General features: G+C 57.9%; 10 protein-coding genes. 9 read left to right on the plus strand and 1 reads right to left on the minus strand.

Translation table 11 applies throughout. From position 1 onward, the window contains the following. Positions 1-2: 2 nt before the first annotated feature. The 6 genes from nrdE (at position 3) to emrB (ending at position 7,991) form a co-directional block, all read left to right on the plus strand. The gene (gene nrdE / locus LAC65_RS12235) at positions 3-2,084 is read left to right on the plus strand and encodes a class 1b ribonucleoside-diphosphate reductase subunit alpha (RefSeq protein ID WP_039385617.1); all 2,082 of its coding nucleotides are present in this window, start codon (positions 3-5) and stop codon (positions 2,082-2,084) included. A gap of 7 nt (positions 2,085-2,091) precedes the next feature. Continuing rightward, positions 2,092-3,051 carry a class 1b ribonucleoside-diphosphate reductase subunit beta gene (gene nrdF, locus LAC65_RS12240; protein ID WP_039385618.1) on the plus strand — a complete coding sequence of 320 codons (960 nt, stop codon included), beginning with the start codon at positions 2,092-2,094 and terminating at the stop codon, positions 3,049-3,051. 183 nt (positions 3,052-3,234) lie between these two features. Continuing rightward, positions 3,235-4,413 (plus strand): MFS transporter, encoded by a 1,179-nt coding sequence (locus tag LAC65_RS12245; protein WP_039379770.1) that lies wholly within the window; start codon positions 3,235-3,237, stop codon positions 4,411-4,413. A 174-nt stretch (positions 4,414-4,587) separates the two neighbouring features. Next, positions 4,588-5,118 carry a transcriptional repressor MprA gene (gene mprA / locus LAC65_RS12250; RefSeq protein ID WP_039379772.1) on the plus strand — a complete coding sequence of 177 codons (531 nt, stop codon included), beginning with the start codon at positions 4,588-4,590 and terminating at the stop codon, positions 5,116-5,118. 148 nt (positions 5,119-5,266) lie between these two features. Next, entirely contained in the window at positions 5,267-6,439 is a 1,173-nt protein-coding gene (gene emrA, locus LAC65_RS12255; RefSeq protein ID WP_039379773.1) for a multidrug efflux MFS transporter periplasmic adaptor subunit EmrA, read from the plus strand. A gap of 16 nt (positions 6,440-6,455) precedes the next feature. Then, on the plus strand, positions 6,456-7,991 hold the full coding sequence (emrB, locus tag LAC65_RS12260) for a multidrug efflux MFS transporter permease subunit EmrB (protein ID WP_039379775.1): 1,536 nt from the start codon (positions 6,456-6,458) through the stop codon (positions 7,989-7,991). A gap of 39 nt (positions 7,992-8,030) precedes the next feature. Here the strand turns inward: emrB and LAC65_RS12265 are convergent, their stop codons facing one another. After that, positions 8,031-9,224: a tRNA/rRNA methyltransferase gene (locus LAC65_RS12265; RefSeq protein WP_039385619.1), complete on the minus strand. Its 1,194-nt coding sequence runs from the start codon at positions 9,222-9,224 to the stop codon at positions 8,031-8,033. 156 nt (positions 9,225-9,380) lie between these two features. Here LAC65_RS12265 and trxC point away from each other — a divergent pair, with 156 nt between their 5' ends. The 3 genes from trxC to LAC65_RS12280 all read left to right on the plus strand — a co-directional run bounded on the left by trxC (position 9,381) and on the right by LAC65_RS12280 (position 13,370). Further along, positions 9,381-9,800, plus strand: coding sequence for a thioredoxin TrxC (gene trxC / locus LAC65_RS12270; protein WP_039385620.1), 420 nt, complete (start codon positions 9,381-9,383; stop codon positions 9,798-9,800). A gap of 76 nt (positions 9,801-9,876) precedes the next feature. Beyond that, positions 9,877-10,581, plus strand: a complete 705-nt coding sequence (locus LAC65_RS12275) for a tRNA-uridine aminocarboxypropyltransferase (RefSeq protein ID WP_039379778.1) — start codon at positions 9,877-9,879, stop codon at positions 10,579-10,581. 86 nt (positions 10,582-10,667) lie between these two features. Further along, entirely contained in the window at positions 10,668-13,370 is a 2,703-nt protein-coding gene (locus LAC65_RS12280; RefSeq protein WP_224144867.1) for a bifunctional acetate--CoA ligase family protein/GNAT family N-acetyltransferase, read from the plus strand. Positions 13,371-13,386: the final 16 nt, after the last annotated feature.

Here is a 13,386-nt window from a genome sequence, read left to right on the forward strand (position 1 = left end):
CGATGCTGAATCTGTATGACACAGCGGGTCATATTCAGTTTGAAAAAGATCGCGAAGCGGCGCGGCAGTTTTTCCTGCAGCACGTTCAGCCCAATACGCTGACCTTCAGCTCCGCTGCTGAGCGGCTGCGCTATCTGGTTGAGGAAGGCTACTACGAAGCCAGCGTCCTGAATCAGTATGACTTTCGCTTTCTCTGCGCCCTGCATGATGAAGCGGATGTGCAGGATCACCGCTTTCACACCTTCCTCGGTGCCTGGAAGTTTTACACCAGCTATACGCTGAAAACCTTTGATGGCAAACGTTACCTGGAGACCTTCACCCAGCGCGCCTGCATGGTGGCGCTGACGCTGGCGCGTGGCGATGAGCAGCAGGCGCGAGCGCTGCTGACAGAGATCCTGAGCGGCCGTTTCCAGCCCGCCACACCTACGTTTCTGAACTGCGGCAAGCAGCAGCGCGGTGAGCTGGTCTCCTGCTTCCTGCTGCGTATTGAAGATAATATGGAGTCGATTGGCCGCGCGGTGAACTCTGCTCTGCAGCTCTCTAAACGCGGCGGCGGCGTGGCGTTTCTGCTTTCTAACCTGCGCGAAGCGGGAGCGCCGATCAAGCGTATCGAAAACCAGTCATCGGGCGTGATCCCGGTCATGAAGATGCTGGAGGATGCGTTCTCTTACGCTAATCAGCTGGGCGCGCGTCAGGGGGCCGGTGCGGTCTGGCTGAACGCCCATCATCCCGATATTCTGCGCTTCCTCGATACCAAACGTGAAAACGCGGATGAAAAAATCCGCATTAAAACGCTCTCGCTGGGCGTAACGATCCCGGATATCACTTTTCAGCTGGCAAAAGAGAACCGGGATATGGCGCTGTTTTCGCCGTATGACGTTGAGCGCATCTATGGCAAAGCGTTCGGCGATATCAGCATCAGCGAGCACTATGACGCGATGCTGGCGGACGAACGCATCCGCAAAACCTATATCAACCCGCGCGACTTTTTCCAGACGCTGGCAGAGATCCAGTTTGAGTCGGGCTACCCCTATATCATGTATGAGGATAGCGTTAACCGCAGTAATCCGATTGCCGGGCGCATTAATATGAGCAACCTCTGCTCAGAGATTTTGCAGGTCAACAGCGCCAGCGAACTGAATGAGGATCTCAGCTACCGGCGCACGGGCAAAGATATCTCCTGTAACCTCGGCTCGCTGAATATCGCGCACGCGATGGATTCCCGCGATCTCCCCCGCACCGTGGCGGTGGCCGTGCGGGCGCTTACCGCCGTGTCAGAGATGAGCGAGATCGCTTCGGTGCCGTCCGTCGCCGAAGGCAATCGCCGTTCACACGCCATTGGCCTCGGGCAGATGAATCTGCACGGCTATCTGGCGCGGGAAGGTATCGCCTACGGTTCAGAAGAGGCGTTGGATTTCACCAACCTCTACTTTTACTGCGTCACGTTTCACGCACTGCGTACCTCAAACCAGCTGGCCCGGGAGCGTCAGCGCAGCTTTGACGGGTTTGAGCAGTCGCACTACGCCAGCGGAGAGTACTTCGATAAATATATTACGTGCAGCTGGCAGCCGCGCACCGCGCGCATTGCGCAGCTATTTGACGATGCCGGTCTTGTCCTGCCGACGCAGGCTGACTGGCAGGCGCTGCGGTCGGCGGTGATGCAGCACGGGCTGTTTAACCAGAACCTGCAGGCGATCCCGCCAACCGGTTCTATCTCCTACATCAACCACGCCACCTCAAGTATTCATCCGATTGTATCGCGCATTGAGATCCGTAAAGAGGGTAAAACCGGACGCGTCTATTATCCGGCGCCGTTTATGACCAATGAAAACCAGGCATTTTATCAGGATGCCTACCAGATTGGCCCTGAGGCGATTATCGATACCTATGCGGAAGCAACCCGGCATGTCGATCAGGGATTGTCGCTGACGCTGTTTTTCCGCGACGACGTTACCACGCGCGATATCAACAAAGCGCAGATTTACGCCTGGAAAAAGGGCATTAAAACGCTCTATTACATTCGCCTGCGTCAGATGGCGCTACAAGGCACGGAGGTTGAGGGCTGCGTCTCCTGCGCCCTGTAAAGTTATGATGAAACTTAATGCTATTCAGGCGATTAACTGGAATCGCCTGCAGGATGATAAAGATCTTGAGGTCTGGAACCGTCTCACCAGTAATTTCTGGCTGCCGGAAAAAGTGCCGCTTTCCAACGATCTGCCTGCGTGGCAGGCGCTGGCACCGGCGCAGCAGCAGCTGACTATCCGCGTATTTACCGGCCTGACGCTGCTCGATACGATTCAGAATGTCGTGGGCGCACCGGGCCTGATGCCGGACGCCGCCACGCCGCACGAAGAAGCGGTGCTGTCAAATATCAGCTTTATGGAGGCGGTACACGCCCGCTCCTACAGCTCGGTTTTCTCCACGCTATGCAACACGGCAGACGTTGACGCTGCCTACCGCTGGAGCGAAGAGAACGCCGCGCTGCAGAAAAAGGCGCAGATCATTCTGGCGCACTATCAGGCGGACGATCCGCTGAAGAAAAAGATCGCCAGCGTTTTCCTGGAGTCGTTTCTGTTTTATTCCGGCTTCTGGTTGCCGATGTACTGGTCCAGCCGGGGCAAGCTGACTAACACCGCCGATCTGATCCGCCTGATCATCCGCGATGAGGCGGTTCATGGTTACTATATTGGCTATAAATATCAGCAGGCGCTGCAGCACGCCGATGCCGCGCGGCGTGAGGCGCTGCAGCAGTTCGCTATCGATCTGCTGCTGGAGCTGTATGAAAACGAACTGGCTTATACCGATGCGCTGTATGGGGAATCGGGCTGGGCGGAAGAGGTAAAAGCCTTTCTGCACTACAACGCTAATAAAGCGCTGATGAATCTGGGCTATGAAGCGCTGTTTCCGGCGGAGATAGCAGCAGTCAACCCGGCAATACTGGCGGCATTGTCGCCGAACGCAGATGAAAACCACGACTTCTTCTCCGGCTCCGGCTCCTCCTATGTCATGGGCAAGGCCGTGGAAACGGAAGATGAGGACTGGGATTTCTAGCGGCGCACAGTCTGTTTTACGCACCACAAGAGAGCCTCTGTGGTGCTATCTTCTTCCCGCACGGCAAAAGTCAGCGCAGCGTGCGCTATAACGTACTGGTACGTCCTGTTAATTATCACAACTGTGAAATAATTTTTTCGGTTACTATTATTCACATATGTTTATTTCACTGTGTATCCGCTCATGAGTTCATCCCCGGCACGCCTCAGTGCCCCATTAGTCGCGCTGATGTCAGTCGCGACAGGGCTGGCGGTGGCCAGTAACTATTACGTGCAGCCGCTGCTCGATACGATTGCGCATCAGTTTGGTCTCTCTGTCAGCGTAGCGGGCTTTATCGTCACCACTGCGCAGCTTGGCTACGCCTGCGGATTGCTGCTGCTGGTGCCGCTGGGCGATATGCTGGAACGCCGTGCTCTGATTGTTTCAATGAGCCTGCTGGCGGCGGGCGGCATGATGCTGACCGCCCTCTCCTCTTCGCTGTCGCTGATGCTGCTGGGTACGGTGGTGACCGGTCTCTTCTCAGTGGTGGCACAGCTTCTGGTGCCGCTGGCGGCCACGCTGGCTGCTCCGGAAAAGCGTGGCAAAGTGGTAGGTACGGTCATGAGTGGCCTGCTGCTGGGCATTTTACTGGCGCGTACCGTTGCCGGCGCGCTGGCTCAGGTTGCCGGATGGCGCAGCGTTTACTGGTGCGCCAGCGTGCTGATGATCCTGATGGCGCTGGCGCTGTGGCGCTATCTGCCGCGCTACCAGCAGCGCGTGCCGCTTAACTACCTGCAGCTGCTGCGCTCAATTTTCTCCCTGTTCAGCGCCGATCGGGTGTTACGTACCCGGGCGCTGACCGGCTGCCTGAGTTTTGCAAACTTCAGCATGCTCTGGACTTCAATGGCCTTTCTACTCGCTGCACCGCCGTGGAATTTCAGCGAGGGCGAGATCGGCCTGCTGGGTCTGGCAGGAGCTGCAGGCGCGCTTGCGGCGCGTCAGGCGGGCGGACTGGCAGACCGGGGCAAAGCAAAACTCACCACCAGCGCCGGACTGGTGATCATGCTGATCTCCTGGGGCGTTACCGCACTCGGCAGCAGCAGCCTGCTGGCGCTGATTGCCGGCATTGTGCTGCTGGATCTGGCGGTTCAGGGCGTACATATCACCAACCAAAGCGTTATCTATCGCACTATGCCTGAAGCGCGTAATCGCCTGACATCCGGCTATATGACCAGCTATTTTACCGGTGGGGCGCTCGGCTCGGTGATCTCGGCCAACGCCTTTCATCTGTTTGGCTGGTATGGCGTCTGTGCGGCGGGTGCCCTGGCGACGCTGCTTAATCTGATAATCTGGTGGCGTAACGCCAGCGCAGAGCCTGCCTGAGCAAGAAAAACAGCGTAAATCGGTAAGCGGCGCTGTCCATTAACAGGTGAGTTTGATATCGTTAGCAGTGTACTTATTCACTGTAGTTATTTTTACTCTCGAAATTATTCCACAGCGAAGCGGTTAGCGCGCTGAATGTGATAATTCTACGTTGCAATCAAGAGGTTTTTTTAGATGGAAAGTTCGTTTACTCCCATTGAGCAGATGCTGAACGTCCGGGCAAATCGTCATAAAGATTTTCCGCTGCAGGAAATTATCCTGACCCGCCTGTGTATGCATATGCAGGGCAAGCTGCTGGATAATCGCAACAAGATGCTCAAGGCACAGGGAATTAACGAAACCTTATTTATGGCGCTGATCACGCTGGATGCGCAGGAAAACCAGAGCATTCAGCCATCAGAACTGAGTGCGGCACTGGGCTCTTCACGCACCAACGCCACGCGCATCGCGGATGAACTGGAAAAGCGCGGCTGGATCGAACGCCGTGAAAGCGACAACGATCGCCGCTGCCTGCATCTGCATCTGACGGAAAAAGGCAACGAGTTTCTGCGTCAGCTGCTGCCGCCCCAGCACCAGAGCCTGCAGTATCTCTGGTCGTCACTGAGCGCCACCGAGCAGGAGCAGCTGGAAGCCATCACGCGCAAGCTGCTTAACCGTCTGGACAAAATGGACGAAGATCAGGTTATCGCCTCACTCTCTCGCTAATAGCAAGAAGTGCGACACAACCCCCTGCCGAAATCGCTATTTTAATTTTCCTTTATCTGGCCAGCGCCTTTTGCGCTGGCTTTTTCGATTCGGGTTACCGTGTTGATGGATCAGCACACCCCGACTTATGGCAAACGTGGAGAACGACATGAGTGCGACAGCGGAAGCTCAAAGCCCGCAACAGCCTGCAAACAAGAAGAAGAAGCGTAAAATTGCGCTGATCCTGCTGGCTGTCGTGTTTATTGTGGCCGGTATTGGCTATCTGACTTACTGGTATCTGGTACTGCGTCATTTTCAGGAGACTGATGATGCCTATGTAGCAGGCAATCAGGTGCAGGTGATGGCGCAGGTTTCCGGCAGCGTTAACAAAGTATGGTTTGATGATACCGATCGCGTCAAAAAAGGTGACGTGCTGGTCTCACTGGACAAAACCGATGCGCAGCAGGCTTTTGAAAAAGCGCAAACTGCGCTGGCCACCAGCGTCCGCCAGACGCACCAGCTGATGATCAACGGCAGGCAGTATCAGGCCACGATCAAGCTGCAGCAGACGGCACTGGAGCAGGCAGAAGCCGACCTGAAGCGCCGCGAACCGCTGGGTGCCTCCAATCTGATTGGCCGCGAAGAGCTGCAGCACGCGCGCGACGCCGTTGCGACCGCCAAAGCGCAGCTTGACGTGGCTGTGCAGCAATATAATGCCAACCAGGCGATGATCCTGAATACCGGTCTGGAAAATCAGCCTGCGGTGCAGCAGAGCGCCGCTGCCCTGCGCGACGCCTGGCTTAATCTGCAGCGTACCGATATACGCAGCCCGATTGATGGCTATGTTTCACGCCGCAGCGTGCAGGTCGGCTCGCAAATCTCCACCACCACCCCGCTGCTGGCCGTAGTGCCCGCCACTAACCTGTGGGTAGATGCCAATTTTAAAGAGACGCAGCTTGCCGGCGTTCGCATCGGCCAGTCTGCAACTGTAGTCAGCGATATCTATGGTGATGATGTGGTCTATCACGGCAAGGTCGCGGGGCTCGATATGGGAACCGGCAGCGCCTTCTCGCTGCTGCCCGCACAAAACGCTACCGGCAACTGGATCAAAGTCGTACAGCGCCTGCCGGTGCGTATTGAACTGAACCCGGATGAAGTGGCGGCGCATCCGCTGCGCATCGGACTCTCGACTCTGGTGAAGGTTGATACGCAGAACAAAGAGGGTGCAGTGCTGGCAGGCGCCGTTCGTCCGCAGGCCGCCTATGAGAGCAACGCGCTGGCGATTGATCTTGCGCCGGTCAACCAGATGATTACCGCTATCGTTCGTGCCAACGCGGGCTGATCCGCCGGAGACTGTTATGGCACAAAAACCGCTTGAGGGCGCGCCACTTGTTCTGATGACTATCGCCCTGTCGCTGGCGACATTCATGCAGGTGCTCGACTCAACTATCGCCAACGTGGCGATCCCGACCATTGCCGGTAATCTGGGCGCGTCAAATTCACAGGGCACCTGGGTTATCACCTCGTTCGGGGTGGCTAACGCCATCTCGATCCCAATTACCGGCTGGCTGGCAAAGCGCATCGGTGAAGTGAAGCTTTTCACCTGGGCAACCATTCTGTTTGCGCTCGCCTCCTGGGCGTGTGGCATGTCAGAAAGCCTGGAGATGCTGATCTTTTTCCGTATTCTGCAGGGAATTGTGGCCGGTCCGCTGATCCCGCTATCGCAAAGCCTGCTGCTGAGTAACTATCCCCCGGCTAAACGCAGTATTGCCCTGTCGCTGTGGGCGATGACGGTGATCGTTGCGCCAATCTGCGGCCCGATCCTGGGCGGCTGGATCAGCGATAACTATCACTGGGGCTGGATCTTCTTTATCAACGTGCCGATTGGCATCGTGGTGGTGATGCTGACGCTGCAGACGCTGCGCGGTCGTGAAACCAAAACCGAGATCCGCCCGATCGATATTGTCGGTCTGGTGCTGCTGGTGGTGGGCATCGGCGCGCTGCAGGTGATGCTGGATCGCGGTAAGGAGCTCGACTGGTTCAGCTCGACAGAGATTATCGTGCTGGCGGTGGTCGCCGTGGTGGCGCTGGCGGTGCTGCTGGTGTGGGAGCTGACGGACGATCATCCGATCGTTGACCTGTCGCTGTTTAAAATGCGCAACTTCACCATTGGCTGTCTGTCGATAAGCCTGGCCTACATGCTCTACTTCGGCTCCATTGTGCTGTTGCCGCAGCTGCTGCAGGAGGTCTACGGCTATACCGCTACCTGGGCCGGACTGGCATCTGCCCCGGTCGGGATTATTCCGGTGATCCTCTCACCCATTATTGGCCGGTTCGCCCACAAGCTCGATATGCGCCGGCTGGTGACCTTTAGCTTTATTATGTACGCCGTCTGTTTTTACTGGCGCGCTTACACCTTTGAACCCGGCATGGACTTCGGCGCATCCGCCTGGCCGCAGTTTATTCAGGGCTTTGCCGTGGCCTGTTTCTTTATGCCGCTGACCACCATTACGCTGTCGGGACTGCCGCCGGAGCGCCTCGCCGCAGCCTCCAGCCTCTCTAACTTTGTGCGTACGCTGGCAGGATCGATCGGAACCTCTATTACCACGACCCTGTGGACCAACCGCGAGTCGATGCATCACAGCTATCTGAGCGAATCCGTCAATCCTTACAACCAGAATTCGCAGGAGATGTATGCGCAGCTGGAAGGCATGGGCATGAGCCACCAGCAGGCGTCTGCGTGGATTGCGCGGGAGATCACTAATCAGGGCCTGATTATTTCAGCCAATGAGATTTTCTGGGCGTCTGCGGGGGTGTTTGTGATTCTGCTGGTGCTGGTATGGTTTGCCCGTCCGCCATTTGGTGCAGGCGGCGGAGGGGGTGGCGCACACTAGCCGCCACCATGCAAAACGGGCCGCTATGGCCCGTTTTTTTTATGCGTTCTGACGCCACCATTCGGCCAGCAGAATACCGGTTGCTACCGAGACGTTCAGGCTCTCGACGTTGCCGGTTCCGCCAATCGACAGGTTGAGTTCGCCCTGCCGGAAGGTGCTGTCTGAAAGCCCTTCCCGCTCCTGACCCAGCACCAGTACCATTTTCGCCGGCAGTTCGGCGCGCGCCAGCGGCGTGCCCTCATGGCTCGACGTGGTCACGATGGTGTAGCCCGCCTTGCGGAACGCATCAAGGCTTGCAGCGAAATCTTCGCCGTTGATCGCCTGTACGTGCTCAGCGCCGCCTTCAGCAGTACGTACGGCGGCACCCGACTCCAGCTGCGACGCGTCGTTCACCAGCAGCCCCTTCACACCAAAATGCGCGCAGCTGCGCATAATGCCGCCCAGGTTATGTGGGTTGCTCACATCTTCCAGCGCCAGCACGCAATCTTTGTGCTCTGCCTTTTTCAGCCACTCTGATACCGCCATGCCGCTGCGCTTTTTGATAATAAAGCAGACGCCGCCGTGATGTTCAGTACCGGACGCTTTCGCCAGCTCAGCCTCCTCAACCACGTGATACGCTTTGCGGTTTGCGGCCAGCCAGCGCAGTGTTTCGCGGAAGCGCGGCGTAACGCTCTGGACAAACCAGGCGCGCACGATGCTCTCCGGACGGCTCAGGAAGAGCGCCTGACAGGCGTTTTCGCCATAGACGCGCGTCTCTTCCTGACGCTGACGGCGGATCTGCTCGGAATCGATTACCGGCTTCGCGTCAGCGGCGTCATCCGCCGGGCTGCCAGCAGCAGCAACCGGCGGGCGGGATACGGTGCGCCACGGCGAATCACTGAAGCCGCGATCGTCGCGGTCGTTACGCTCAGGGCGGCTGCTGCGCTCGCTACGGTCATTACGATCCGTGCGGCGGCCGCGTCCGGCATCATCGCTGCTGCGCGGCGCGCGTGAGCGGCCAGCGTCGTCACGGCTGCGTGAGCGACCGGAATCGTCACCGCTGCGTGGCGCGCGCGCGCGATCGCTTTCGTCATTGTTGCGATTGCTGCGGGGAGCAGAGCGACGATTATCTTCCTGGCGCGCAGCAGGACGGCCGCCTTTGCCGGTACGCGGATTTGGCTTACTGCCGCCCTCCTCTTCACGTACATACATCACTTTTACCTTGCCGCTTTTGCCTTTAAATTCGTCGTTCATCTGTTCCTCCAGCATTGAGAGCGCGAAGATTACCTGATGTGCCAGCGCTTAGCTATCAACTATTGAACCTATTGGGTAATCCAGATTGAGCATAGCATCCAGCCTTTTCATAATACGACTCTATCATCAGATTTACAGGACCGGTTTGAGATGACAATGAATACTGTATGCGCCGGCTGTCAGGCAGTTAACCGCGTTCCCGAAGCGCGTCTGGCCGACGGTGCAAAGTGCGGTCGCTGCGGCGAAGCGCTTTTCAACGGCGAGGTAGTTAATGCCACGGCCGCTACGCTGGATAAATATCTGCAGGATGACCTGCCGGTCGTGATCGACTTCTGGGCGCCGTGGTGCGGCCCCTGCGTGAACTTTGCGCCCGTATTTAAAGAAGTTGCGGCCGAACGCAGCGGCAAAGTGCGTTTTATTAAAGTCAATACGGAAGCTGAGCAGGCGCTCAGCACGCGTTTTCGTATCCGCACGATCCCGACCATCATGATTTTTAAACGGGGCGAAATGGTCGATATGCTGAATGGCGCGATGCCGAAAACGCCGTTTAATGAGTGGCTCGACGAAACCCTGTAGTCACTGAAGGCCAGCAGATTGCTGGCCTTGCTTTCCCCCTTCTATTACACTGACGTTTTTCCTGCCCTGCCTGTCTATGTCTGAAAATGCTGTTCTGCGCTTACGGGCGCAACGTCTGGCCCGCGCTACGCGGCCCTTTCTCGCGCGCGGTAATCGCGTTGTGCGCTGTCAGCGCTGTCTGTTGCCGCACAGGCACTGCCTGTGTGCCACGCTGCAGCCGCAGCAGTCGCGCAGCCGCTTCTGCCTGGTGATGTTCGATACTGAACCCATGAAGCCCAGCAATACCGGACGCCTGATTGCCGATGTGCTGCCGGATACCCTCGCCTTCGGCTGGTCGCGAACAGAGCCTGACCCGGCGCTGCTGGCAGCAGTGCAGAGCAGCGACTATCAGCCGGTGGTGGTGTTCCCCGCCTCTTATGCCGATCCCAGACGTGAGGTGCTGACTGCGCCGCCGGTCAGCGGTAAACCGCCACTGTTTATTATGCTGGATGGCACCTGGTCTGAGGCGCGCAAAATGTTTCGTAAAAGTCCGTGGCTGGACCATTTTCCGGTGATGTCGCTGAGCGTGAACACCCCGTCGCGCTACACCCTGCGGGAGGCGCACGGCGAAGGACAGCACTGCACGGCAGAGGTCGCTGCGGCCCTGCTTGCTCAGGCGGGTGACAGCGTGGCCGCCAGCGCCCTGCAGCAGCACTTTGAACGGTTCCGTCACGCCTACCTTGCAGGCAAACCGCATCATCCGGTTCATACGCAGCAGGCGTTAAACAGCAGCGAAAACTGAAGCTGGCTCGCAGCCTGACAGCAGCAAATCGGTTTTCGCCGTAAAAGCGTTTACAATCATGCCAATCCCGACAGCAGGAGTGGATGATGAGTCAACGTGGACTGGAAGCGCTGTTAAGACCTAAATCGATTGCGGTAATTGGCGCCTCGGTAACGCCGGGGCGTGCCGGCTATTTTCTGATGCGCAACCTGCTGGCGGGCGGCTTCAGCGGCCCGGTGCTGCCGGTTACGCCAAAATATAAGGCGGTACAGGGCGTGCTGGCATGGCCCGATATCGCCAGTCTGCCTTTTGCTCCCGATCTGGCCATTATCTGCACCCATGCAAAGCGCAATCCAGAGCTGCTGCAGCAGCTGGGCGAAAAAGGCTGCAGAGCCTGCATTATTCTCTCCTCACCCGCCAGCCAGCTTGAGACGCTGAAAACCTGCGCCAGCCAGTGGCAGATTCGCCTGCTCGGCCCTAACAGTCTTGGGCTGCTGGCCCCGTGGCAGGGGCTGAATGCCAGCTTCTCGCCGGTGCCCATCGCTAAAGGGCGTATTGCTTTTGTTTCACAGTCTGCCGCGGTCTCAAATACCATCCTCGACTGGGCGCAGCAGCGGAATCTCGGCTTCTCCTGGTTTATCGCGCTGGGCGACAGCCTCGATATCGATGTCGATGACGTGCTCGATTTTCTGGCACGCGACCCGAAAACCAGCGCTATCCTGCTCTACCTGGAACACCTGAGCGATGCCCGGCGTTTTGTCTCCGCCTCGCGCAGCGCCTCACGCAATAAGCCTATTCTGGTCATCAAAAGCGGACGCAGCCGGGAGGCGCAGGCGATGATTGGCACCCTGAGCGGCCTGGATGCCGCCTGGGATGCCGCAATACAACGCGCCGGCCTGCTGCGCGTGCAGGATACGCATGAACTTTTCTCTGCGGTTGAATCACTCAGCCACATGCGTCCGCTGCGCGGCGAGCGCCTGATGATCGTCAGCAACGGCGCTGCGCCGGCTGCTCTGGCGCTGGATGCGCTCTATGCGCGCAGCGGTAAGCTGGCTTCGCTGGATGAGGCGATGCGACAGAGAGTAGCCTCACTACTGCCGGAGGGCGCTGGCCGGGGAAACCCGCTGGATTTAAAAGATGACGCCACACCTGCCCGCTACGTTGCCTGCATTGAACTGCTGCTCGACAGTCATGATTTTGACGCCCTGATGATTATTCACTCCCCCAGCGCGGTTGCGCCAGCGACCGAGACGGCGGAGCAGATTATTGCTGCACTCGCGCATCATCCGCGCGGCAGGCAGATCACGCTGCTGACTAACTGGTGCGGTGAATCCTCATCCCAGGCGGCGCGGCGCGCCTTTACCCAGGCCGGCATTCCGACCTGGCGCACCCCGGAAGGCACCGTGACCGCGTTTATGCATCAGGTCGAGTATCGCCGTAACCAGAAGCAGCTGCGGGAAACGCCGGCGCTGCCACCGGGGCTGCAGCAAAACAGCGCTAAAGCGCATCAGCTGCTGCAGCAGGCACTTGACCGCGGTGTGACCACGCTGGATACCCATGAGGTGCAGCCTGTTATGCAGGCTTATGGTCTGACAACGCTGCCCGGCTGGATCGCAAGCGACAGTCAGGAAGCGGTCACTATTGCTGAGCAGACGGGCTATCCGGTCGCCCTCAAACTGCGCTCGCCCGATATCGCCCATAAATCTGAGGTACAGGGTGTGATGCTCTATCTGCGCAGCGCTGCCGAGGTGAAACAGGCCGCACAGGCTATTTTTGAGCGCGTGCGCAGCACGCATCCACAGGCGCGCGTCGATGGCCTGCTGGTACAGAGTATGGCCAGCCGGGCTGGCGCTCAGGAGCTGCGCGTAGTGGTAGACCAGGATCCGCTGTTTGGCCCGATTATCCTGCTCGGCGAAGGGGGGGCTGAATGGCAGCCTGATAAGCAGGCCGCCGTAGCGCTGCCGCCGCTGAATATGACGCTGGCGCGCTATCTGGTGATTCAGGCGATAAAAAGCGGCAAGATCCGCAGCCGCAGCGCGCTGCATCCGCTCGATATCGCCGGGCTGAGCCAGCTGCTGGTACAGGTATCAAACCTGGTGGTGGATTGTCCGGAGATCCAGCGGCTTGATATTCATCCGCTGCTGGCATCGGCAGAAACCTTTACCCTTATTGACGTCACGCTGCAGCTGGCCCCTTTTAGCGGCGACAGCGAGGCGCGGCTGGTTATCCGCCCTTACCCACAGCATCTGGAGGAGCAGGTTGAGTTGAAAGATGGCCAGCACTGCCTGTTTCGCCCAATCCTGCCTGAGGATGAGCCGCAGCTGCGCGCTTTTATTGCGCAGGTGACTAAAGAGGATCTCTACTACCGCTATTTCAGTGAAATCAGCGAATTCACCCACGATGATTTAGCCAATATGACGCAGATAGATTACGACCGCGAAATGGCGATTGTGGCGGTACGCCAGCGGGAAGGCGCTGAAGAGGAGATTATCGGCGTTACCCGCGCGATATCTGACGCTGATAATGTCGATGCGGAGTTTTCAGTGCTGGTTCGTTCCGATCTCAAAGGGCTGGGTATGGGGCGACGGCTGCTGGAGAAGATGATTCGCTATACCCGCGATCACGGTCTGCAACAATTGAACGGTATAACCATGCCGCACAATAGCGGCATGATTACGCTGGCGCGCAAACTTAACTTTCGCGTGAATATTCAGCTTGATGATGGCATTGTCACGCTTAATTTACCGTTGATTGACGTCGTAACGCCGCCTGTAGAGAACGGTAAAAATCCTCCTCAACAGGTGAGTTGATGTTATTATTTGACGT

The organism is Pantoea eucrina (assembly GCF_020079945.1).
GTDB lineage: Bacteria > Pseudomonadota > Gammaproteobacteria > Enterobacterales > Enterobacteriaceae > Pantoea > Pantoea eucrina.

Bases quoted from the DNA above. Each gene is read 5' to 3' on its own strand.
- nrdE (WP_039385617.1), top strand. From the start codon at position 3: ATGCTGAATCTGTATGACACAGCGGGTCATATTCAGTTTGAAAAAGAT.
- emrB (WP_039379775.1), top strand. From the start codon at position 6,456: ATGGCACAAAAACCGCTTGAGGGCGCGCCACTTGTTCTGATGACTATC.
- emrA (WP_039379773.1), top strand. From the start codon at position 5,267: ATGAGTGCGACAGCGGAAGCTCAAAGCCCGCAACAGCCTGCAAACAAG.
- nrdF (WP_039385618.1), top strand. From the start codon at position 2,092: ATGAAACTTAATGCTATTCAGGCGATTAACTGGAATCGCCTGCAGGAT.
- LAC65_RS12280 (WP_224144867.1), top strand. From the start codon at position 10,668: ATGAGTCAACGTGGACTGGAAGCGCTGTTAAGACCTAAATCGATTGCG.
- mprA (WP_039379772.1), top strand. From the start codon at position 4,588: ATGGAAAGTTCGTTTACTCCCATTGAGCAGATGCTGAACGTCCGGGCA.
- trxC (WP_039385620.1), top strand. From the start codon at position 9,381: ATGAATACTGTATGCGCCGGCTGTCAGGCAGTTAACCGCGTTCCCGAA.
- LAC65_RS12275 (WP_039379778.1), top strand. From the start codon at position 9,877: ATGTCTGAAAATGCTGTTCTGCGCTTACGGGCGCAACGTCTGGCCCGC.
- LAC65_RS12265 (WP_039385619.1), bottom strand. From the start codon at position 9,224: ATGAACGACGAATTTAAAGGCAAAAGCGGCAAGGTAAAAGTGATGTAT.
- LAC65_RS12245 (WP_039379770.1), top strand. From the start codon at position 3,235: ATGAGTTCATCCCCGGCACGCCTCAGTGCCCCATTAGTCGCGCTGATG.